Annotated in this window: 20 protein-coding genes; all 20 read left to right on the forward strand. The window is 43.5% G+C overall.

The genetic code is table 11. From position 1 onward, the window contains the following. The first annotated feature begins 443 nt into the window (after nt 1-443). The gene (locus L884_RS0102440; protein ID WP_028765999.1) at nt 444-899 is read left to right on the forward strand and encodes a hypothetical protein; all 456 of its coding nucleotides are present in this window, start codon (nt 444-446) and stop codon (nt 897-899) included. 191 nt (nt 900-1,090) lie between these two features. Beyond that, nucleotides 1,091-2,569 (forward strand): bifunctional ADP-dependent NAD(P)H-hydrate dehydratase/NAD(P)H-hydrate epimerase, encoded by a 1,479-nt coding sequence (locus tag L884_RS0102445; RefSeq protein WP_028766000.1) that lies wholly within the window; start codon nt 1,091-1,093, stop codon nt 2,567-2,569. Between the two features lie 74 nt (nt 2,570-2,643). Next, a complete protein-coding gene (gene tsaE / locus L884_RS0102450; RefSeq protein ID WP_028766001.1) occupies nt 2,644-3,126 on the forward strand; it encodes a tRNA (adenosine(37)-N6)-threonylcarbamoyltransferase complex ATPase subunit type 1 TsaE in 483 nt (160 codons plus the stop codon). Continuing rightward, a complete protein-coding gene (locus L884_RS0102455; RefSeq protein ID WP_028766002.1) occupies nt 3,110-4,441 on the forward strand; it encodes an N-acetylmuramoyl-L-alanine amidase in 1,332 nt (443 codons plus the stop codon). Before tsaE ends, L884_RS0102455 begins: the two co-directional genes overlap by 17 nt. Before the next feature lie 14 nt (nt 4,442-4,455). Next, on the forward strand, nt 4,456-6,405 hold the full coding sequence (gene mutL, locus L884_RS0102460) for a DNA mismatch repair endonuclease MutL (RefSeq protein ID WP_028766003.1): 1,950 nt from the start codon (nt 4,456-4,458) through the stop codon (nt 6,403-6,405). Beyond that, nucleotides 6,395-7,321 (forward strand): tRNA (adenosine(37)-N6)-dimethylallyltransferase MiaA, encoded by a 927-nt coding sequence (gene miaA / locus L884_RS0102465; RefSeq protein ID WP_028766004.1) that lies wholly within the window; start codon nt 6,395-6,397, stop codon nt 7,319-7,321. Before mutL ends, miaA begins: the two co-directional genes overlap by 11 nt. Nucleotides 7,322-7,415: 94 nt before the next feature. Then, on the forward strand, nt 7,416-7,694 hold the full coding sequence (gene hfq, locus L884_RS0102470) for an RNA chaperone Hfq (RefSeq protein WP_028766005.1): 279 nt from the start codon (nt 7,416-7,418) through the stop codon (nt 7,692-7,694). Between the two features lie 21 nt (nt 7,695-7,715). Further along, entirely contained in the window at nt 7,716-9,011 is a 1,296-nt protein-coding gene (hflX, locus tag L884_RS0102475; RefSeq protein ID WP_028766006.1) for a ribosome rescue GTPase HflX, read from the forward strand. 49 nt (nt 9,012-9,060) lie between these two features. Then, entirely contained in the window at nt 9,061-10,206 is a 1,146-nt protein-coding gene (gene hflK / locus L884_RS0102480) for an FtsH protease activity modulator HflK (protein ID WP_028766007.1), read from the forward strand. 3 nt (nt 10,207-10,209) lie between these two features. Further along, nucleotides 10,210-11,088: a protease modulator HflC gene (gene hflC, locus L884_RS0102485; protein ID WP_028766008.1), complete on the forward strand. Its 879-nt coding sequence runs from the start codon at nt 10,210-10,212 to the stop codon at nt 11,086-11,088. Nucleotides 11,089-11,496: 408 nt separating this feature from the next. Continuing rightward, the gene (gene petA / locus L884_RS0102490) at nt 11,497-12,087 is read left to right on the forward strand and encodes a ubiquinol-cytochrome c reductase iron-sulfur subunit (protein ID WP_028766009.1); all 591 of its coding nucleotides are present in this window, start codon (nt 11,497-11,499) and stop codon (nt 12,085-12,087) included. Beyond that, nucleotides 12,087-13,301: a cytochrome b gene (locus L884_RS0102495; protein WP_028766010.1), complete on the forward strand. Its 1,215-nt coding sequence runs from the start codon at nt 12,087-12,089 to the stop codon at nt 13,299-13,301. Before petA ends, L884_RS0102495 begins: the two co-directional genes overlap by 1 nt. Beyond that, entirely contained in the window at nt 13,301-13,996 is a 696-nt protein-coding gene (locus L884_RS0102500; protein WP_028766011.1) for a cytochrome c1, read from the forward strand. Before L884_RS0102495 ends, L884_RS0102500 begins: the two co-directional genes overlap by 1 nt. A gap of 109 nt (nt 13,997-14,105) precedes the next feature. Then, nucleotides 14,106-14,735 (forward strand): stringent starvation protein SspA, encoded by a 630-nt coding sequence (sspA, locus tag L884_RS0102505; RefSeq protein ID WP_028766012.1) that lies wholly within the window; start codon nt 14,106-14,108, stop codon nt 14,733-14,735. Beyond that, the gene (locus tag L884_RS0102510) at nt 14,735-15,187 is read left to right on the forward strand and encodes a ClpXP protease specificity-enhancing factor (protein WP_028766013.1); all 453 of its coding nucleotides are present in this window, start codon (nt 14,735-14,737) and stop codon (nt 15,185-15,187) included. The genes sspA and L884_RS0102510 overlap by 1 nt, the downstream gene beginning before the upstream one ends. 359 nt (nt 15,188-15,546) lie before the next feature. Continuing rightward, the gene (locus tag L884_RS0102515) at nt 15,547-17,583 is read left to right on the forward strand and encodes a TonB-dependent receptor plug domain-containing protein (RefSeq protein ID WP_028766014.1); all 2,037 of its coding nucleotides are present in this window, start codon (nt 15,547-15,549) and stop codon (nt 17,581-17,583) included. Nucleotides 17,584-17,592: 9 nt separating this feature from the next. Continuing rightward, entirely contained in the window at nt 17,593-18,591 is a 999-nt protein-coding gene (locus tag L884_RS0102520; RefSeq protein ID WP_028766015.1) for an ABC transporter substrate-binding protein, read from the forward strand. Further along, entirely contained in the window at nt 18,582-19,628 is a 1,047-nt protein-coding gene (locus tag L884_RS0102525) for a FecCD family ABC transporter permease (RefSeq protein ID WP_028766016.1), read from the forward strand. The genes L884_RS0102520 and L884_RS0102525 overlap by 10 nt, the downstream gene beginning before the upstream one ends. Beyond that, complete coding sequence (locus L884_RS0102530) at nt 19,628-20,962, forward strand: ATP-binding cassette domain-containing protein (RefSeq protein ID WP_028766017.1); 1,335 nt, start codon at nt 19,628-19,630, stop codon at nt 20,960-20,962. The genes L884_RS0102525 and L884_RS0102530 overlap by 1 nt, the downstream gene beginning before the upstream one ends. Beyond that, nucleotides 20,959-21,651, forward strand: coding sequence for a hypothetical protein (locus tag L884_RS0102535; RefSeq protein ID WP_028766018.1), 693 nt, complete (start codon nt 20,959-20,961; stop codon nt 21,649-21,651). The genes L884_RS0102530 and L884_RS0102535 overlap by 4 nt, the downstream gene beginning before the upstream one ends. Nucleotides 21,652-21,653 lie beyond the last annotated feature (2 nt).

Consider the following 21,653-nt stretch of genomic DNA (forward strand, 5'->3'; position numbering starts at 1 on the left):
TTTTTTTGCCAAGGTATAGCCTATTTCTATAAGCGGTCGGTTCGAACCCACTCATTATAAAATCAAAAACTCGCTCCAATCTTCCTCTATATAAACCCTTGAACAAACTCCAAATTAAATAAATCAAAGCTTTAGATGCATATGTGACATTAGCTCAGTTGACTCTTTATGAGAGCAAAAGGACGATACCTTAGGAAGGTATAAGTCATCGGTTGTTTGTTTCGAACCCACTTTTTATACAATTAAAAGCTCGCTCCCATCTTCTCCTAACCTGTTTTTATCTTGTGATCAATGTAGTGTTTCTTTATCAAACGCTAAACTAAATGGTTCTACTAGGGCTAAAACTTGATACTGCTCAAATTTATGGACGCTTTTTCATACCATAATCAATCAAGAGTAATATTTCAGCAGCCTATTCGAACAGGCTATCTAGGGAGTGATAGATGCGAATTCAACAATTGAGTGAACTTTTAGACTATGTTGTGTCATGCCGCATAGAGATGGCGAAGTTATATGGACGACTACATACTCAAGCAGACTCTTCTAGAGTGAAGTTAATGCTGGAGTATTTTCAGCAACATGAGCGAGAAGCTGCTGAGAAGTTAGAGAACTATATTGATGATGCCCCAAAGAAAGTGCTAGATACTTGGTATAAAGACATTGTATTTGAAGACTTTATAGCTAGATGTCAGAGATTGAATTTACCTGCCAATATGACAGAGGATGATGTTCTGGAGCAGCATTTAGTATTAGATAATTTGTTAATTGATCTTATCGAGAAGACGGCTGGCTCTTCTGCTACGCAAGAAACCAAAGGTGCTTTAGAGGATCTTGTCAAAGCCAAAAGAACTCAGCAGCAACGTCTTGTACATAGTAGTATCCGTATGGATGATATTTAGATTTACTGAATTTGCTGGCACTAAGGCACCGAAAGGTGCCTTTTTTGTCGCAAGGCTGATGGGTTTTATTTGACTATAATTGGCCTAGATCACATTTAAGCCAATCTGCGGCAAGGTCGTTTCATTTGTACTTAATCGATGACTTATAAGCTATTACAGTACCTTTAGGCTAAAAATTAGGAGCTGAGAGAATGAGTGAGCGCAACCCAATTTCGACAGCGTTGTATCTTAGTGAGCAAGTCAGGCAAGCAGAAGTTGATGCAGTCGCTAATACTAAATTAAGTTTATTTCAGCTTGTAGAAAAAGCGGCGCAGGCAGCTTTTACTGCATTGCATGAGCGACTAGATGGATCAACAGAAGTTCTTGTACTTGCGGGTCGTGGTAATAATGGCGCTGATGCATTTGTTACTGCAGCACTACTAATAGAGGCTGGGGTAGATGTACAACTGCAAGCTAGCGAGAGTCTAACCCCAAGTAACGAGTTGCGATTAGCTATTGAACGATTTCATCAGGTTGGTGGTGTTATTTGCGAGTTTAATACTGCCAATATTACCAAAGCGCACATCATAGTTGATGGTTTATTAGGTACTGGTATTCGTGGTGAACTGTCAGCGGAATATGTTCAGGTTATTGAAGCTGTCAATCAAAGCCCTGCTTGGGTGCTAAGTTTAGATGTGCCATCAGGGGTTGATCCTGATAGTGGCAGCTACGAGGCGGTTGCGGTCGAAGCTGATTTGACACTCACTTTTGGTGGTATCAAACAAGGCCTGTTAACTGGAAAAGCTCGCCATTGTAGCCCAGTAATAAAGTTTGCAGATCTCGGACTTAGTGAGTTTTTGCCAGCCCCAAGTATATCGCAAGTGACAAAGGGCACGCTTAAGGGAGCATTTAAACCTCGCAGAAGAGATGCACACAAAGGCAGTCACGGTAAAGTATCCATCATAGGTGGTGATTATGGCATGGCTGGAGCTGTACGTCTTGCCGCAGAAGGCTGTTTACGCAGCGGTGCAGGACTTGTCACAGTTATATCGAGACCCGAACATCAGTTTATTGTTAGTGCAACTCGACCAGAATTAATGTTTTGGGGTTGTGAGTTAGTTGATATGGAGGTCTACCTAAAACTGGGTTGGGCTTCAGTGCTCGTTATAGGTCCTGGTTTAGGCAGCAATGACTGGGGTTATAATTTACTTAAAGCTGTTGATTTAACTGATAAACCTTGTGTTATAGATGCTGATGGTTTGAACCAGTTAAAAAGCATGCCGATGACAGGAAAAGACTGGGTGTTAACTCCACACCCTGGAGAAGCCGCGAGATTATTAGATATATCAATCACGGAAGTCGAACGAGACAGATATAAAGCTGCTAAACAGTTGCAACAAAAGTACGGTGGTGTGGTCGTACTGAAAGGCGCAGGAACAATTATTTGTGATCAGCATAGATGTGTTGTGGCTGCTGTTGGTAATCCGGGCTTAGCCAGTGGTGGCTGTGGTGATGTGCTTGCGGGGATTATTGGCGGCCTTATGGCGCAGGGCTTTGCTCACTTTGAGGCAGCTTATTTAGGCGTTATTATTCATGGAGAAGCTGCTGACATTGCTGCAAAAGAGGGTGAACGTGGCATGTTAGCGAGTGATTTAATGCCCTATATTCGCCAGTTAGTTAATCAAATCTAGTTTAGAAATCTAGGCGATTAGGTTAAAGTACGGCACTCTACCAGCAATGACGCCAGAGTGCTTTTCGAGTCGGAATGAACACGCAATCAATGATATTAAATTTAAAAAATGAACAAGCGACTGTAGCGCTAGGAACCGAGCTTGCCGCGCTAATTACTCCGCCATTAACTATATACTTAAGTGGTGACTTAGGCGCAGGAAAAACCACATTTAGCCGTGGCTTGATCCAAAGTTTAGGCCATGAAGGTGCAGTAAAAAGTCCGACTTATACATTGGTAGAACCATATGAGTTGCATGGTTTAGATGTGTATCACTTTGACCTTTACCGTTTGTATGATCCTGAAGAGTTAGAGTTTATGGGGATCCGCGATTACTTTACTGATCGCAGCTTGTGCATTGTTGAATGGCCAGATCGCGGCCATGGTTTATTACCGGCTGCTGATATACATATCCATATTAAATATGTTAATACTGAACGAGAAGTAGAGTTAAAAGCACTTTCGTCTGCAGGTGAAAAAATATTAGCGGCTTTAAATAATAATGATAATAAACAGTAATATATTTAAATTATTTATACTTTTAGTTAGTTTTGTAAGCTCATCTTTTGCGTACGCAGCTAATAAGCTCGATAGCGTAAGGATTTGGGCTGCGCCGCAATCGACTCGTATCGTATTTGACCTAAGTCAGTCGCCTGATTACAGCTATTTTACCTTAACTAATCCGCATCGCTTGGTCGTTGATTTGAAGAAGTCTTCGACTAAAGTCGATCTAAGTAAAATCAAAAATAACAGTAAGTTGGTTAAAAAGGTACGTAAAAGTACACCTCCCGAAAAGGGCACGCTTCGTTTAGTTATCGATTTAAATAAACCTATTAAGCCTAGTTTATTTGCACTGCCACCCACTGCGCCTTACGGTAACCGTTTGGTTGTTGATCTTGATAGTGGCGGCGCAGCTAAAGCCAAGCAACCAACAGTTAGCAAACCAAAAGTGACGACGAAATTAAGAGACGTTGTCATTGCCATTGATGCTGGTCACGGTGGTGAAGATCCAGGCTCTATTGGTCCTACGGGAATTTATGAAAAGAAGTTAGTTCTCGAAATCTCGAAAAAAGTAGCGAAAAAGATTAATGCAACTCCAGGGATGCGTGCAGTGATGACGCGGACTGGTGACTATTTTGTTAATCTTAATAAACGTTCTGAAATTGCCCGAAATAGTAAGGCTGACTTGCTGATTTCTATTCACGCAGATGCATTTACCTCACCGCAGCCTCGCGGCGCTTCAGTGTGGGTATTGTCTATGCGCAGAGCAAACAGTGAAATCGGTCGTTGGCTAGAGCAAAAAGAGAAACACTCAGAGTTACTTGGTGGCGCCGGAGAAATTATTCAAAATACTGATAATGAACAGTATCTTGCGATGACCTTGTTGGATATGTCGATGGATCGCTCCATGGCGATTAGCCATAACATTGCTGGTGACGTGTTATCGAACTTAGGGCGTGTAACTAAGCTGCATAAACATAAGCCTGAGTCAGCGAGTTTTGCGGTGCTTAAATCGCCTGATATTCCGTCCATTTTGGTTGAAACTGGTTTTATTTCGAACCCAACTGAAGAGCGTTTATTATCACAGCGAGATCACCAAAATAATGTGGCTAATGCGATTCATAAAGGGGTGCTGAAGTACTTTGAGCAAAACCCACCTGTCAATTCGCTATTGGCAAGCAAGAGTAGTGTTGAACATAAAGTACGAAGTGGCGAATCTTTGTCTGTAATTGCTCAACGTTATCGGATCTCGGTTAGCAAGCTAAAGCAAGCGAATAACCTCAAATCAAATAATATTCGAATCGGTCAAAAGCTGATTATTCCTAGGGCTTAAGCGGGTAGTAAAACATGGCTATTGAAAAGTTACCGCCACAACTAGCAAACCAGATCGCAGCCGGAGAAGTTGTTGAACGTCCAGCATCAGTGATCAAAGAGCTTGTTGAAAATAGTCTCGATGCAGGTGCCACGCGTATCGATATCGAGATTGAGAAAGGCGGTGCTAAGTTGATCCGTATTCGTGACAATGGCTCAGGGATCCCGAAAGAAGATCTCTGTTTGGCATTGTCTAGACACGCTACGTCGAAAGTTAAGTCACTTGATGATCTAGAAGCAATTTTAAGTTTCGGCTTTCGTGGCGAAGCTTTAGCAAGTATTAGCTCTGTTTCTCGTTTGATATTGACCTCGCGTACAGCAGATCAAACAGAAGCTTGGCAGGCTCACGCTGAAGGTTCTGAAATGGCAGTTAAGGTGTTACCAGCAGCGCACCCTGTCGGTTCAACAGTAGAAGCCGTTGATCTATTTTTTAACACACCAGCTAGACGACGCTTTTTAAAAAGTGACAAAACCGAATTCACTCACATTGATGAATGGCTAAAACGTATAGCGTTGGCTAGGCGTGATATTCACTTCACCTTGAAAAATAACGGTAAAACAGTACGAAACTATCGACCTGCTAATACTGAAACTCAATATGTTCAGCGCTTAGGTTCTGTTTGTGGTAAAGCTTTCGCTGAGACATGCTTGCGAATCGAATGTGAGCACAACGACTTAAAACTGAGTGGTTATTTGCAGTCACCAAACGCTGCTGACGGTTACAGTGACACTCAGTATTTTTATGTTAATGGTCGTTTAGTTAAAGATCGTTTGGTCAACCATGCGGTACGTCAAGCGTTTGCACAGTTTGCCGAAGGTATATCACCTGGCTATGTATTGATGTTGGAGCTTGATCCGCATCAGGTCGATGTTAACGTGCATCCAGCTAAGCATGAGGTGCGTTTTCATCAGAGTCGCTACGTGCATGACTTTATTTTACAAGCTCTGCAGTCTGCAATGTCACAGTCTACACAGGTGCTGCCTAGTACTGATAATGAAGAAGCATGGGCTGAGCAGCAGGCTGTTACACGCGGTGCTGTAAGTGGGCACACTTCTGCGCCCTATAAAACAGAACATCAGCCAGAAGAATATAATCAGCATCAACAACCTGCTAATGCAGATTTTAACTCGTCAGAGGTGCGTGATAGTCAATCACTGAGAAGCCAGCGAGAGTATACTGGAGCATCAAGTTCAAATAGTTACCGCAGTCCGCTCAAATCGACTGCGCGTACAGAGTTACCTTCTCAAAGCAGTATTAAGGCTTATGGAGAGCTACTAACAACACAAGCTTATCAGCAAAATAGCGCTGCAAATGCACAATATGGTCAGCAAAGTCATGCCAATGGTGGCCATACTAGTGGTAAGCAAGCTGGTACATTAGCTGCAAATAGTGAGCTTGCTGGTATGCCGGTCATTATTGCTGGTGAATACTGGTTATTAGCCAAAGAAGATAAAATCTCTTTGCTGAAAATTACTACGGTAAGTAATGCGGTATTAAAGGCTGAAATAGCCGCTAAACTTGCCCAAGGTATAGTAGGCCAACCCTTGCTGATGCCAGTAGCAGTTGCGGCCGATGAAGATTGGCAACTGCTTATTACTGAGAGAGAACAATTACTGCGTAAGTTAGGTATAGAGCTATCTATTCGTCTTGGGCAGTTGATAATTAAGAAAGTGCCCCCATATCTAAGGGATAGCCAATTGGCTAGTTTAATCCCTGAATTATTACAGTGGTTCAAATTTGAATCACCGAGCGATGAAGCCCTAGTTAAGTGGCTTTCGCAGCAAAGCGCTAATCGCTTTACTTCTGCCAAGGAAGTTTGGACAGCGTTTAATGTGTTGCCTGAAGAAGCGCAACATGAGCTTTATGGTCAATCCCAAGAATTACCTTGGGAGCAATGGATAAAAGAAAATCACAGTGAGCGATAAAAAGTCACAAAAGGTTATTACTTTAATGGGGCCAACCGCCTCAGGGAAAACCGCATTAGCGATTGAGCTTGTAAAGCAGTACGACTGTGAAATTATCTCGGTAGATTCAGCATTGATCTATAAAGAGATGGATATAGGTACTGCCAAGCCTGATGCGGCAGAGCAAGCTGCTGCACCACATAAACTCATTGATATTATTGATCCAATACAGAGCTATTCAGCGGCAGACTTTCGACGTGATGCGTTAGCGCAAATAGAAGATATTCTGAGTCGTGGTAAAACCCCGTTACTTGTTGGCGGTACCATGATGTATTTCAAAGCGTTGCTTGAAGGTTTATCGCCACTTCCTGCAGCGGATGAGACCATTAGAAAACAGATTGCTGATGAAGCTGAAACCCTAGGTTGGCAAGCTATGCACGATCAATTGCGAGTAATTGATCCTGTTTCTGCTGAGCGGATCCATCCTAATGATCCGCAGCGTTTAGCGAGAGCATTAGAGGTTTATCGTATCTCAGGTCAGTCGTTAACCGAGCTGACAAAAACAAAATCTGATGCATTCCCTTACCAAGCAGTGCAATTTGCGATTGCACCAAGTGATAGAAAGGTGTTACATAGGGCTATAGAAAAACGATTTAAAACCATGTTGGCACAAGGGTTTACTGCTGAAGTTGAGCAACTAAAGGCCCGAGGTGACTTGCATTTGGATCTGCCATCTATGCGCTGTGTAGGATATCGTCAATGCTGGCAATATCTCGATGGTGAAATTGACTATGAAACTATGGTTGAAAAAGCTATTGTTGCTACTAGGCAATTGGCTAAGCGTCAATTAACATGGTTACGTGGCTGGCCTGATTTAATTTGGCTGGAAAGCGGAGCTGAAAATAATCTTGCTACAGTAATGCGATATAGTCGCTAGCTTATTAGCTGTAGCTGTATAATACTAAAACAAAAGATATCAGTTTTAGTCTATTAAGAATAACTATTAATTTTAATTAAAAAGGAAATTAGAAATGGCAAAGGGGCAATCTTTACAAGACCCGTTTTTGAACGCATTGCGTCGTGAACGCGTTCCAGTATCTATTTATCTAGTTAACGGCATCAAGCTACAAGGGCAAGTTGAATCTTTCGATCAGTTTGTTATTTTGCTTAAAAATACAGTGAGCCAAATGGTTTACAAGCATGCCATTTCAACAGTGGTACCTTCACGTCCATTTAACGTGAGTAACCACCAAGCGACAAACGCTCAAGCTGGCTATAACGCTCAGCATGACGATGGCGACGATAAGTAATTTTGCTAAGGAGATTGCTTTTTGTTTGATCGTTATGAGGCGGGAGAGAAAGCGGTACTTGTCCATATCGACTTTACTGATGATAACAACCGAGAAGATTTAGACGAACTTAAGTTGCTAGTCGACTCGGCAGGTGCTCAGTCAATAGGAGTGATCTCGGCAAGTCGTCGTTCACCTGATCGTAAATTTTTCTTAGGATCAGGCAAGGCTGAAGAATTGGCTGCGATGGTTGCGGCTACTGATGCCAATGTGGTGATTTTTAATCACGCATTAAGTCCAGCTCAAGAGCGAAATCTTGAGCAGCTATGTCAGTGCAGAGTGCTCGACAGAACAACTTTGATCTTAGATATTTTCGCTCAACGAGCGCGAACATTTGAAGGTAAATTGCAGGTGGAGCTAGCGCAATTGCGCCACATGTCAACGCGCCTGATCAGAGGCTGGACACATTTAGAACGTCAAAAAGGCGGTATTGGTCTGCGAGGTCCGGGTGAAACTCAGCTAGAAACGGATAGACGTTTATTGCGAGGCCGGATTAGTACCATTAACCGCCGTTTAGCAAAAGTAGATAAACAGCGCGATCAAAGTCGTAGAGCTAGACAGCGAAGTGAGATGTCTACAGTGTCATTAGTTGGCTATACTAATGCTGGCAAATCGACGCTGTTTAATAGCTTAACATCATCTGATGTGTACGCTGCAGATCAGCTGTTTGCAACGTTGGATCCAACGTTACGTAAATTAAACCTACCTGATGGTGATATCGTATTGGCTGATACGGTAGGGTTTATTAGGCATTTACCCCATGATCTAGTTGCTGCTTTTAAAGCAACGCTGCAAGAGACGCGACAAGCAGATTTGTTATTGCATGTTGTTGATAGTGCAGATGAAAATATGGGGGATAACTTTGAGCAAGTGCAAAAGGTGCTCAAAGAGATCGATGCCGATGAAATTCCACAGTTGATCGTTTGCAATAAAATCGATCTATTGGATGAGGTAAAACCTCGCATCGACTACGATGATGAGGGGACACCGATTAGAGTCTGGGTTTCTGCTCAGCAGCAAAAAGGCTTGGAATTAGTTGAAGAAGCGATTAATCAACTCGTTGGTAAAGCGGTTCAAGAGCTAACCTTGCAAATCCCAGCTTCGGCGGGGCATTATCTCGGCCAGTTTTATAAACTGGATGTAATACAGCAGAAAGAGTATGACGATCTGGGGAACTGTATGATTTCTGTTCGCTTACTGGATGCCGACTGGCGCCGGTTAGTAAAACAGAGCCAAGGTGAAATTGAGACTTTTGTCGTCGACCCAGTCGTCGCATAATTAAGTATTTTAGTAATCTCGTTTATTTCATACACTTATGGAGTACTAAATGGCTTGGAACGAGCCCGGTAACAAGGGACAAGACCCTTGGGGAAATAAGGGTGGTAATGATAAAGGACCACCAGATTTAGATGAAGTTTTTCGTAATATCTCGAAACGCTTTGGCGGTAAAGGCAATGGTTCAGGTGGTAGCGTAAGCGGTGCCAGCTTAGTTATTGTTTTAGTTATCGCTGTTGTTGTGTGGGGACTTTCAGGTTTCTACACAGTGAAAGAAGCGGAAAAGGGTGTTGCATTGCGTTTCGGTGAATATATCGGTGAAGTGGATCCAGGTCTTCAATGGAAGGCGACTTTTATTGATGAAGTCACACCGGTAAACGTGCAAACCGTACGATCTATTCCAGCATCTGGTAGCATGTTAACAGCGGATGAAAACGTTGTGCTTGTGCAACTCGATGTGCAATACCGTGTAAGCAACGCTAAAGATTATCTTTACAGTGTAGTTGATGCTGACGCCAGCTTGCGAGAAGCAACTGACAGTGCACTTAGATACGTGATTGGCCATAACACTATGGATGATATTTTGACTACAGGTCGAGATAAAATTCGTCGTGATACTTGGGATGAAATCGAACGTATTATCAAGCCATACGGCTTAGGTATTACGGTTGTTGACGTTAACTTCTTACCAGCTCGTCCGCCAGAAGAGGTGAAAGACGCCTTTGATGACGCTATTGCAGCACAAGAAGATGAACAACGCTTTATTCGTGAAGCTGAAGCATACTCTCGCCAGTTAGAACCAAAGGTTCGTGGTACTGTGCAACGTATGGACCAGCAAGCAATTGCTTATAAGCAAAGAGTTATCTTAGAAGCTAAAGGTAAAGTGGCTCGTTTCGAACAGTTACTACCTGAGTACAAGCAAGCGCCAGAAGTCACACGTGAGCGTATGTATTTCGATACTATGCAAGATGTGATGAGTGGTACAAGTAAAGTACTCATCGATGCTAAGAATAGCGGCAACTTGATGTATTTACCTTTAGATAAGTTGATGCAAAACAATCAATCGAATAAGTCTGTAAGTGCTAAAACCAAACCAGAAGCGCCTGTTGTGTCAGTAAATAGTACCACTCACAACAACAGCAGCATGCCACTAGATGGTCGTCCATTACGTGGTGAACGTTCGTTGGGGAGGAACTAAGCAATGGGTAGATTTACAGCGATTATTGTAGCAATCCTGATTGCTATCTCTTTGACTTCAATTTTGGTCGTAAATGAAGGCGAACGCGCAATCGTTTCTCGATTTGGTAAAGTGCTTAAAGATGATGGTGTGACTCGTGTATACGATCCAGGCCTTCATTTTAAAATCCCTATGCTTGATAAAATTAAGTTTATGGATGCAAGGGTGCAGACGCTAGATGGTGCAGCTGACCGCTTTGTTACCTCTGAAAAGAAAGATTTGATGGTTGATTCGTACGTTAAGTGGCGTATTAAAGATTTCGAACGTTACTACCTTTCTACCAATGGCGGTATTAAGGCTAACGCAGAAACTTTGCTACAGCGTAAAATTAACAACGATCTTCGTACAGAGTTCGGTCGCCGTACGATTAAAGAAATTGTTTCTGGTAGTCGTGACGAGCTGCAATCTGATGCACTTAAAAATGCCGCAGAGAGCGCAGAAGACTTAGGTGTTGAAGTGGTTGATGTACGCGTTAAGCAAATCAACTTACCGGCTAACGTAAGTTCTAGTATCTATCAGCGTATGCGTGCAGAGCGTCAGGCTGTGGCTAAAGAGCATCGTGCTCAAGGTCAAGAGCAAGCGGAAATTATCCGTGCTAAGACTGATGCTAGCGTGACTATTCAAACCGCAGAAGCTGAGCGTAAAGCACTGACTACTCGAGGTGAAGGTGATGCAGAAGCGGCTAAGATTTATGCTGACGCATACACAAAAGATCCTGAGTTCTTTAGCTTTATGCGTAGTCTAGATGCTTACAAAGCAAGCTTCGCAGGCAAGAACGACGTAATGGTACTTGAGCCAGAAAGTGAGTTCTTCAGATATATGAATAGCTCGTCTGGCAAATAGTCAGAACAAGATACAGTTTTACAAAAGGCCTAACGCTAAGTTAGGCCTTTTTTTTGTGCAAAGAATTACTAACTTTAATTCCTACCTATTAAGTCAACTATTGCGTTATAGGCAGTAAAAAAATGATTAACTTTAGCTAAGTTGCTAATTTAGCGAACAATGAATGAAATATTTTGCAATGTTCTGCTACTGATTTTTAACGTTTATGTTGGTTCTGATGCGGGCTTTTTATGCAAAAGTAGCACTAAAAGCAACATAGTTAACTAAGTTGAGCGTTTTAACTATGATCTGGTTCTAATTTTTGGCTATAATGAGCCGCGCTTCAAGTTTAGGATCCAATTTAAGTTCGATTCAACTTAGAAGAAGACAGATAAAACAAAAATTCCAACACTCTCTGGAGACAAGTGGATGAGCAATGCGCCAGTCGATACCGGACGTCGCAGATTTCTGACCGCAGCAACCGCCGTAGTTGGTGGTGCAGGTGCCGCAGCTGTAGCGGTTCCGTTTATAAAGTCATGGAATCCGAGTGCCAAAGCTAAAGCAGCAGGTGCGCCGGTAGAAGTAAATATTAGTAAAATTGAGCCAGGTCAACTTATTCGAGTTGAATGGCGTGGTAAACCTGTATGGGTTGTTCGCCGTACGCAGGAGATCTTAGATGGTCTGCCAGCAATTGATGGCCAACTTCGCGATCCAGACTCTGTAGAACCACAGCAGCCTGCATATGCACAGAATACCGTACGTTCAATTAAGGCTGAGTTTTTCATAGCCGTTGGCCTATGTACTCATCTTGGTTGTTCTCCAACTTACCTACCTGACACCTTTGGTGAGCAAGTAGAAGGTGTCGCTTCTGGCTTCTTCTGTCCTTGTCACGGTTCTAAGTTTGATATGGCTGGTCGCGTGTTCCAAGGTGTTCCAGCACCATTAAACTTGGTTATCCCACCACATCAATATCTTGATGATAGCACTGTGCTTATTGGTGTTGATAAAGGAGCAGCGTAATGGTTAAGAATATCGTTAACTGGATTGATGAACGCATTCCCATGACGGCAACCTACAACCGTCATGTTGGTCAATATGCGACACCATCTAACTTTAACTTTTGGTACTTTTTTGGCTCATTAGCCATGTTAGTACTGGTTAACCAATTACTGACTGGTATTTGGCTAACCATGAACTATGTGCCAACAGCTGAAGGTGCATTTGCATCTATCGAATACATCATGCGTGATGTTGAGTATGGCTGGTTGCTTAGATATATGCACTCCACCGGGGCCTCGGCCTTCTTTGTGGTTATTTACCTGCATATGTTCCGCGGTCTTATTTACGGTTCATACCAAAAGCCGAGAGAACTGCTTTGGCTGTTCGGTATGCTCATCTTCCTCGTGTTGATGGCTGAAGCATTTATGGGATACTTGCTACCTTGGGGACAAATGTCTTACTGGGGCGCACAGGTAATTATTTCATTGTTTGGTGCAATCCCGGTTATTGGTGATGACCTGACATTGTGGATCCGTGGTGACTTCGTCGTTTCAGGCGCAACCCTAAACCGCTTCTTTGCTTTGCATGTTATTGCACTGCCTCTAGTACTTGTTGTTTTGGTGTTCTTGCACCTAATCGCACTACATGAAGTGGGTTCAAATAACCCTGACGGGATCGAAATCAAAAAGAACAAGGATGAAAATGGCTGGCCAAAAGATGGCATTCCATTCCACCCTTACTACACAGTAAAAGACATTATGGGCGTCGCTGGCTTCCTAATTGTTTTCTGTTACGTATTGTTCTTTATGCCTGAAGGTGGCGGTTACTTCCTTGAGAAGCCAAACTTTGAAGCGGCTAACCCAATGAAGACACCAGAGCATATTGCACCGGTTTGGTACTTCACACCGTTTTACGCAATCCTACGTGCTATTCCTGATAAGTTAATGGGCGTAATAGGCATGGGCTTGGCGATTGGTGTATTGTTTATCTTGCCATGGCTAGACCGTTGTAACGTTAAGTCAATCCGTTACCGCAGCCTGACTCACAAGTTAAACATCAGTCAGTTTGCTGTTTCATTCTTAGTACTAGGTTACCTAGGTGCGGTTCCAGCGACGCCAGCTTTAACAATCGCTGCACGTATCTTCACGATAACTTACTTTGGTTTCTTCTTATTCCTATGGATTTACAGTAAGAATGAAAAGACTAAGCCTGTACCAGAGAGGTTGACACACTAATGAAAAAATTATTAATCGCATTAGTTGCATTGGTCCCAACACTGGCTATCGCAGCCGGTGGTGGTGCACCACTTCAAGAAGCCAACATTGATCTGAATGATACTGAATCATTACAGCGTGGCTTAGGGCTGTTCCAAGAGAACTGTGCCGGTTGTCATAGTACTCAATACCAGCGTTATGGTCGTGTCGCTGAGGATTTAAATATCCCTATTGATGAGATGCGTGCCAAGTATCTACCTGAAGGCGCTAAAATCGGTGAGTTGATGGAAAATGCCATTCCTGATGCCGATGCTGCTAAATGGTTTGGTGCTGCACCACCGGATCTGACTCTGGTAGCTCGCGTACGTGGTGAAGATTGGATTTACTCATACCTACATGGTTTTTATAAAGATGAAAGCCGTCCATTTGGTGTGAATAATACTATTTTCCCAATGGTTGGTATGCCGCATGTACTAGAAGGCCTACAAGGTCTTCCAGTTAAACAAGAAGATGGAACTATCGTTGCCACAGGTGGCGCGTTATCTGCCGAAGAGTATGACCAAGTGGTTCGTGATATCACAGGCTTCTTAGTATACTCGGGTGACCCTATTAAACTAGAGCGTGAAAGACTAGGTTGGTGGGTGCTAGGTTTCCTATTTATTTTCTTTATTGTGGCCTACCTCTTAAAGAAAGAGTACTGGAAAGATGTACACTAACCTACAATAAAGGTTAGAATGTATTATCCGCAAATTGTAAACGGGGAGCCTTGCTCCTCGTTTACGTTTGCATTTTTTGCTTTTTACTTGTGAATCCCGGAGGGTATCAATGGCTGTTGCTGCCAATAAACGCTCAATCATGACCCTGTATTCAGGTGCAGACGACCTTTATAGCCATCAAGTACGTATCGTGCTTGCTGAAAAAGGGGTAACTGTTGATGTTCTGCAAGTTGATCCAAATGAGATCCCTGAAGACTTGATCGAGCTTAACCCGTATAACACAGTGCCAACTTTGGTAGATAGAGAGCTAGTACTTTATAACTCTCGTATCATTATGGAATACCTAGATGAGCGTTTTCCTCATCCTCCACTAATGCCTGTTTATCCGGTTTCACGTGGTCAAACACGTCTATGGATGCACCGTATTGAAGAAGACTGGTATGCACTTGTAGATCGTATCCGTAAAGGTGATCGTGCTGATGCTGCTCGTAAAGAGCTTCAAGAAGGCTTGACTGCTATTGCACCAATCTTCGGTGAAGTGCCTTACTTCATGAGTGAAGAGTTTGGCTTAGCTGATTGCTACTTAGGCCCGCTATTGTGGCGTTTACCTGTGCTAGGCATTGAGCTTGATAGCCGTACAGCGAAAGATATTAAAGCTTATATGACACGTCTATTTGATCGTGAATCATTTAAAGCATCTTTGACTGAGACTGAGCGCGAAATGCGCATGGGTATCTAATGAAAGCGCTAACCCCGAACCGTCCATACTTGCTACGGGCTTATTATGATTGGTTGATGGATAACCAATTAACGCCCCATGTTGTTGTAGATGCTTATGTGCCTGGCACACAAGTACCACAACAATATGTTAAAGATGGTCAAATTGTGCTTAATATTACTGAAAGTGCTGTAGGTGGCCTGCAGATCACTAACGAGTTTATTGAGTTCAGCGCGCGTTTTGGTGGCGTTCCTCAACAGGTACTATTACCTATGGCTTCGATAGTTGCTATCTACGCTAGAGAGAATGGTGCAGGTACTGTCTTTGAGTTAGAAGAAGCTTATCAGCTTGAAGATGATATCCAAGATGAATCAGGCCTTTCTGTAGTGAAAGAACCGGTTGCTGAAACCGCGACTACTGAGTCAGAAGCCAAAGAGCCTAAGCGTCGCGGTCATCTTACGTTAGTTAAGTAAGTCGCATTAGCTTATTGGATAATTGAAAGCCAGTCTATTGACTGGCTTTTTTGTACCTGAAATTTAATAACTTAATCACTTAATTTCCCACACTATGATCAGATGATACCAATTGGTAGTACTTCCCATAGACAAACTATACTAGTCAATCTGTCCCTTTGTGACTATTTGTCTCTTTTGCTTTGTAATTATATGTCGCTATGTCGTAATTGGTTTTTTATTAGGTGATGACTGTCTAGAGTTCAGCTTTGTAATAACTCGCAACCGCAGAATAAGTCTAAGATACGCGCGAATTTTTGGCTAAATAACATTCCACAGAAGTTAGCTTGGCCACTACAACGAGCAGATCGGAGTCTTAGGTGATCAGAACAAGAAATACTAAAATCGCAATTATCATCAGCGGCCTACTATCAAGCCAAGCTGTACTGGCTAACGAAGCTAATGACGTGTTTTCACTTGGTGAAATTGTCGTATCAGAGCAAACCGGTGTTAAAGATATCGCTATCAATAACACTATGACTGCAGAGCAGATCGAACTGATTGGCGCAAAAACTGCGGCCGATGCTTTGGATTATGTACCTGGTGTACATGTTGCTCAGTCAAGTAAAGGTGAGAAGTTCCTGACTATTCAGGGCTTTGAGCAAGATAAAGTGCTTATTTTACTTGACGGTGTGCCATATTACGAAACTAACTATGGTCAGTTAGATCTTAACCAAATTCCAGCTAACATCATTGCTAAAATTGATGTGGTAAAAGGCGCATCTTCAGTGCTTTACGGCCCAAATGGCATGGGCGGTGTGGTTAACATTATCACTAAGAAAGGCCAAGAAGGTGTTAGTGGTGACATTAACGCTTCATTTGGTCAAATGGGGCAAAACCACCAGGCTGGTTCAATCAGTCTAGGTAAAAATGGTTTTAGCTTATTTGCTTCAGTTGATCACCGCGGTCGTGATGCGATGCGTATGTCGAATGACTTTGAGCCAGTTCTTTCTGATATTAAAGATAAGTTTGGCGATCTACCTAAGCAGATGGTGGTTGAAGATGGTGGGGAGCGCGAAAATTCAGCTTACGAATCGACTAATATTTGGGTACGTGGTGGCTATGCTAATGAAAGTACAGAACTTTTTGCCAGCGTATTTAGCCTAGACTCTGATCGTGAGCTGCCATACAACACTCGCTATAACAAAGTGTTTAGTGATTTTAGTAGCTTTGCTGATATTTCAGAGTACAAAGATACAGGTATGGATCTAAGTGGTTTACACCGCGTAAATGATTGGCTAACAGTGCGTGCATTAGGTTATTACCACATGCATAACGACAGCTACGATTCATATGATAATCCTGACAAAGACCTTAAATTAGCAACCAGTAGCTACAGTGACTACACTGCCGGTGGCGCTTTATTCACTGATATGGCATTAGCAGACTGGAATAGCTTAAGCCTGTCTGTTAACTACAAAAATGATGTGCACAAAAAGAAGAATGTTGCCTACGTAGATGTAGACCGTTCTCACGGTTATGAGCGCTCTCAGCTTGATACCATCAGTGTTGCAGCCGAAGATACTATGACCTTTGGTGCGCTAAATGTAGTGGCAGGTATTGCTTGGCATAAGCAAACGATTGTTGAAGACCGTGGTAATGATGCAACACCGGGTGAAGATGGCTCAGATACCTTAGATCCTATGCTAGGTATGAGCTACACCTTTGATAATGCCGGGCTTGTTTACGGTTCTATCGCGCAAAAAACACGTTTTGCCACTTTCACCGAGATGTTTGACGATACTGGTGCACGTCACGATCTAAAGCCTGAACGTAATACGAGTTACACCTTAGGCTGGAAAAATGACTTTAGCCATAGTTTGTTAAATAGCATAGATGTGGGTCTGTTCTATCACGATATCAGTGACAAAATTGTTGAAACCTATCTACCGGATCCGAATGATCCAGGTTGGGATCTTGAAGTTTACCAAAACATTGGTAAGTCAGAGTTTTACGGTATTGAGATCAGCACCTTAAGTCAGCTGACCGAAAACATCAGTTTATCACTTGATTACACTTATACTCACGCACGTAATAAGAGCGAAAACCGCGACTATGATTATTTCCGTGATATTCCAAAAGATTCAGTTACTGCGATTGTTAACTGGTACCAGCCTTGGTTAGATATTGATAGCAACCTACGTGTTCGTTATCGCACTGATATCCTAATCGATGAACGCTCACAAGAGTGGGAGTCTGATACTTTAACTATCGATATGGGTATTAAAAAGGCAATCACACCGCAGCTTTCTGCTTATGTGAACCTTAATAACCTACTTGATGAGTCGCACTACGAAGGATACGGCCAGCCAAACGAAGGTCGTTCTTATGAAGTTGGCGTAAAGTACCGCTTCTAAGGAATTGGAATGTTAAACAGACTATTTAGTGCTGTTGTCATTCTCCTTTGTGGTCTTTCAAGTGTATCGGCGGCGCCGATACACTTGATCGATCAACAAGGCCGTGAGGTTGTGCTTGAAAAGCCGGCCTCGCGCATTGTGACGACGTTTACCCCTGCAAACCTTTTCTCTCTAAGCCTTGGTCTTGAAGATCAATTGGTCGGTATTGGTGGTAGTACCAAGCATTCGCCATTTATCAATCGTATTTTAGGTGAACGAGATCCTTTAGTGATCGGCAGCCGCTCAGCAGGAACTAGCTTAGAAACTATCGTCGCATTAAAGCCGGATCTGGTTTTAGTTTTTGGTAAAAAAGATGGCTATAGATTGGCAGACCGTCTGACCTCATTAGGTATTGCTTGCTTAGTTATTCAGCCTGAAAGCTTTAAAGATAGTGAAGTTGTGTTGTCGTTATTAGCAAAAGCAACAGGAACAGAAGACAAGGCGGCCAAGATAGCAGCTGAAAATCAACGTTTAGCTGAGATTATTGAAACGGGGTTGAAAGGGCTAAGTGATGATCAACGCCTAAGTGCATATTACGCCAATAGTTCTGATCTATACCGTACCGCCAGTGAGCAGATGTTTCAACATCAGCTAATGGCCGTTGCAGGTCTTAAAAATGTCGCAACCGGGGTACCGGGCTTTTACCCTAAAGTGAATGCAGAGCAGTTACTACTTTGGCAGCCGCAACTGCTAGTGCGCGAATCCAATGATTCAACCAAAGTTGATGAGCAACTTAAAAAGTCACTGATGACGCAAATTGCAGAGCTACCGCAAATCAACATCCCTAAAGGCAGTTTTTGGGATATGCCATCGCCGATGGCAATGGCAGGTGCGCTGTATCTTGCAACTAAGGCCTATCCGCAACGATTTAAAAACATAGACGTAGAAGCCGAAATCGCTCACTACTATCAAGTGGCCTTTGGTGATGCTTGCCTTTCGCCGCTGCAAGAGATGAGCCAATGTTTGTAGCAAAAACACGCGCGCTACAACCAGTGCAATGGCTTGGTATTGCCATTGTGGTTGGTTTAATCGGTATTTGTGCTGGGCGCTTCTCGATTAACCCAAGCGATTTAGTTAGCGCTATTCAAAAGCTGCCGTCCGTATTAAGTAGCTTATTACTTACAGGGCAAGTGCCAGATAACTTAACCCAAGAAGAAAGGGTTATTCTGCTTATTCGCTTTCCGCGTTTATTGACAGCTCTGATCGTAGGTGCAGGTCTTGCCGTATCTGGCGCTGTTTATCAAGGGGTATTTCGTAACCCGCTGGTATCACCGGATATTTTAGGCGTAGCTTCAGGCTGCATGTTTGGCGCAGCTATGGGGTTGATCCTGCCTGGAAGCAGTTGGTTGATGGTGCAGTTATTAGCTTTTGCTTGCGGACTCGCCGCTGCTTGTGCAGCTATGTTCATGGCAAAGCGCTTTGGTAGCAACAGCCTACTACTAATGATTATGACCGGCATTATTGTTGGTTCGATATTTGGTGCTGGCTTGACCATGTTAAAAGCCTTAGCCGATCCCTATGGCGAGTTACCTGCGATTGTATTTTGGTTAATGGGCTCTTTGTCGGTAAGCAGCTGGAGCACGGTCGCGCAACTTATAGTGCCTGTGGCTTTAGGTTATGGACTTATCCATACACTGCGTTATCGCCTCAACGTGCTCTGCTTAGGTGACCATCAATGCCGCAGCCTTGGGGCTGAGCCTGCAAGGCTGCGTATGGTGCTGATAGTAATTAGTTCATTTATTGTGGCTTCATGTGTTGCAACTGTAGGCTCTGTCGCATGGATAGGCCTAGTAGTGCCACATATGGTGCGCACCTTCACAGGCGCTAACAATATGCGCTTAATCCCGTTATCGACTGCTGTGGGCGCGATGTTTTTGCTACTAGCAGATAGTGTTGCTAGGGCGAGCTTTAGCATGGAGATCCCCATTGGCATTGTCACTTCATTGGTTGGTGCGCCTTTATTTGCCTTCTTACTGTTTCGTTTTCGTCAGGGAGGCGCCTATTAATGTTAGCGGTTGAGAATGTGAGCTTTGCTGTTGCGGGTAAGCAACTATTACAAGATGTCAGCTTTGAGCTGGCTGCTGGCGAGTTTTTAGCCGTTCTAGGCGCTAATGGTGCGGGTAAAACGACACTAATGAATTGTCTGTGTGGTTTAAATCAACCAAGCCAAGGGCGAGTTAAGCTGAATGGTCAGCCGTTAAACAATATGACTCGTGCAGAAATAGCACAGCAGATGGCTTTAGTGCCGCAGCAACAAGAGACCGCCTTTGCTTTTACTGCCCTTGAAATGGTGGTAATGGGGCGGACGCCGTTTTTATCAACTTTTGAATCACCATCAGAGCAAGACATTCATGACGCTAAAAGAGTTATGCAGTTGCTTGATGTCGGCGGTTTAGCTAAGGCGGACTATAACCGCTTATCAGGTGGAGAGCGTCAACTGGTTTTGCTCGCCAGAGCCTTGTTTCAGAGTGAGCAGCTATTGCTACTCGATGAGCCGACTAACCACCTTGATTATCGCAATAAATTTCAAATTCTTTCTCAGGTCAAACGCAGTTGTGTTGAATCTAACACCGCAGTGATTGCGATTTTGCATGATCCAAATCTGGCTCAGTTATACGCAGACAAAGTACTGCTGTTGGAGCACGGCAAGGTATTGGATTATGGCGAGCGCAGCGCTGTAATGACCAGTAAAAATATCAGTCGACTATATGGTTTGGCTACTGCCAGCTATCAAGTTGCCTCGCAGGAGTTTTTTATGCCGCAAAACGTATTAGGCTTGAGCCTCAGCAAAGTGCTGATTGTAACTGGTGAAAGCGGTAGCGGAAAAACCACCGCTTTAGCAGCACTTATTAAGCAGTGCCAACAGCAGCAGATTAAATTAAAAGGCATGCTTTGCCCCGGTGTAATGAAAGATGGTCGCCGTTTTAGTAGCGACATCGTTGATATCGCCACAGGTGAGCGTTGTCTATTTGGCCATCGCACAGGCGTGTTGGATAAGAAAACCGGCACTCGCTTTAGTTTTACTGAAGCCGGGTTGGCCCTTGGTTTACAAGCCCTTGATCATAATAATTTTAACCAAGGCGATATCTGTATAGTCGATGAAATTGGCCCGATGGAGCTTGGTGGTCAAGGCTTTGGTAAGCAAATTGCGCCACTACTTGCAGTGGCCAATAGCCGCCATATCTGGGTGGTGCGGCCAAACTTGATTGAGCAAGTTTGTCGCCATTGGTCGCTGCATAACCCTGAAGTTATCGATATCGAAGATGCGCATTTACCTCAAAAGCTTATGCAGTTTATCAACGCAGAGACTGCAGCCTTTGTAAGTGAGCAAAGCCAATGAAAGATGTCAGCTTGAATCAAACGACTACACTTGAACAGCGCTTTATCGCTGCGCGTCTTGCTAGTGTGGTCATGTTCGCGTTGGCGGTGACGGCACTGACCTTAATTAATGCTAATAGCTTGCTATTTCCTGGTAGCAGCGTGACTACATATTTAGTGGTCACAGCCATTGTTGGCTCGTTAGCGGCGTGCATTTTACCTATCCGTAATGTTTTGCAGGCTCGCTATGCATGGATAGTAAGCGGCTTTGCGCTATTGCTACTTATCTATAGTAAAACCCTTGAGCCGCCAATGGGCGATAGTGCCATGCTGACCTCCCTTTGGGCGCAGCTGTTTTTCCTTTCTAGACCCATTGCACTTGGTTTAGCTATCGCTGCTTGTGTCGGTTACTTAATCCATGCTTTTGCTCGTGATCTGCGCTTAGAAAGTCATAGCCATCTTCTAAGTTTACTTGCGGGTACGGCGTTTCTTGGCGGCGAAATTGCAGGGAGCTATTGGGCGTTTATCGGCTGGGGGCGCAGTTGGAGTTGGAGTGGACACTTCTTTTTCTCGGCGCTGACTTACCTGTTATTTATCTTAGTGTTTCACCTACCCAAAGCTTGGTTTGCCAATGGCAAAGCGCTGGCATTAGGCAAGGCTTCGGTGCTTGGCTTTATTTGTGTATTGATGTTGGGGTATCGCCTGTCATGACG

This window comes from Shewanella fidelis ATCC BAA-318 (assembly GCF_000518605.1).
In the GTDB taxonomy this organism is placed as follows: Bacteria; Pseudomonadota; Gammaproteobacteria; order Enterobacterales; family Shewanellaceae; genus Shewanella; species Shewanella fidelis.

What these genes read in the sequence shown, in the direction of transcription:
- tsaE (WP_028766001.1), top strand. Translation starts at nt 2,644, where the DNA reads ATGAACACGCAATCAATGATATTAAATTTAAAAAATGAACAAGCGACT.
- L884_RS0102500 (WP_028766011.1), top strand. Translation starts at nt 13,301, where the DNA reads ATGAAAAAATTATTAATCGCATTAGTTGCATTGGTCCCAACACTGGCT.
- L884_RS0102445 (WP_028766000.1), top strand. Translation starts at nt 1,091, where the DNA reads ATGAGTGAGCGCAACCCAATTTCGACAGCGTTGTATCTTAGTGAGCAA.
- petA (WP_028766009.1), top strand. Translation starts at nt 11,497, where the DNA reads ATGAGCAATGCGCCAGTCGATACCGGACGTCGCAGATTTCTGACCGCA.
- sspA (WP_028766012.1), top strand. Translation starts at nt 14,106, where the DNA reads ATGGCTGTTGCTGCCAATAAACGCTCAATCATGACCCTGTATTCAGGT.
- L884_RS0102530 (WP_028766017.1), top strand. Translation starts at nt 19,628, where the DNA reads ATGTTAGCGGTTGAGAATGTGAGCTTTGCTGTTGCGGGTAAGCAACTA.
- mutL (WP_028766003.1), top strand. Translation starts at nt 4,456, where the DNA reads ATGGCTATTGAAAAGTTACCGCCACAACTAGCAAACCAGATCGCAGCC.
- hflC (WP_028766008.1), top strand. Translation starts at nt 10,210, where the DNA reads ATGGGTAGATTTACAGCGATTATTGTAGCAATCCTGATTGCTATCTCT.
- L884_RS0102520 (WP_028766015.1), top strand. Translation starts at nt 17,593, where the DNA reads ATGTTAAACAGACTATTTAGTGCTGTTGTCATTCTCCTTTGTGGTCTT.
- L884_RS0102525 (WP_028766016.1), top strand. Translation starts at nt 18,582, where the DNA reads ATGTTTGTAGCAAAAACACGCGCGCTACAACCAGTGCAATGGCTTGGT.
- L884_RS0102510 (WP_028766013.1), top strand. Translation starts at nt 14,735, where the DNA reads ATGAAAGCGCTAACCCCGAACCGTCCATACTTGCTACGGGCTTATTAT.
- L884_RS0102535 (WP_028766018.1), top strand. Translation starts at nt 20,959, where the DNA reads ATGAAAGATGTCAGCTTGAATCAAACGACTACACTTGAACAGCGCTTT.
- L884_RS0102455 (WP_028766002.1), top strand. Translation starts at nt 3,110, where the DNA reads ATGATAATAAACAGTAATATATTTAAATTATTTATACTTTTAGTTAGT.
- hflK (WP_028766007.1), top strand. Translation starts at nt 9,061, where the DNA reads ATGGCTTGGAACGAGCCCGGTAACAAGGGACAAGACCCTTGGGGAAAT.
- L884_RS0102440 (WP_028765999.1), top strand. Translation starts at nt 444, where the DNA reads ATGCGAATTCAACAATTGAGTGAACTTTTAGACTATGTTGTGTCATGC.
- hfq (WP_028766005.1), top strand. Translation starts at nt 7,416, where the DNA reads ATGGCAAAGGGGCAATCTTTACAAGACCCGTTTTTGAACGCATTGCGT.
- L884_RS0102495 (WP_028766010.1), top strand. Translation starts at nt 12,087, where the DNA reads ATGGTTAAGAATATCGTTAACTGGATTGATGAACGCATTCCCATGACG.